The organism is Stenotrophomonas sp. GbtcB23, from assembly GCF_019091045.1.
Classification (GTDB): domain Bacteria; phylum Pseudomonadota; class Gammaproteobacteria; order Xanthomonadales; family Xanthomonadaceae; genus Stenotrophomonas; species Stenotrophomonas rhizophila_A.
Genome location: NZ_JAGXKC010000515.1, coordinates 1 through 253, shown reverse-complemented (window position 1 = coordinate 253; position 253 = coordinate 1). Strand labels below are relative to the sequence as shown.

The 253-nt window shown below is 55.7% G+C and carries 1 protein-coding gene; it reads left to right on the top strand.

Features of this window, described 5'->3' with window-relative positions; translation table 11 throughout:
* A partial coding sequence (locus KVS69_RS19965) for a hypothetical protein (protein ID WP_217539952.1) occupies positions 1-215 on the top strand: 215 nt, incomplete at its 5' end.
* Positions 216-253 lie beyond the last annotated feature (38 nt).

Below are 253 nucleotides of genomic sequence, written 5' to 3'. Positions count from 1 at the left end.
ACGCATCGGCGCAAAACTTGGCCTCTTGTCTGGCCTTGGCATCTTTATGGTCGTCGCAATGTTCATTGCAATGTAGTTGGGCGATCAAGCTCTTTGCCGACAACGCTACCAACTTCGCAAGACTATTCGTCCGCTTTCGGTCGGACGGCGGTCCGGCTGCTGTCAGAATCTGCGACGGAGATCTGCAACCCGTCGCATCGGCGCAGATGCTTTGACAAAAGCATTGGCGTCACCGCCAATGGCCGAAAACGCG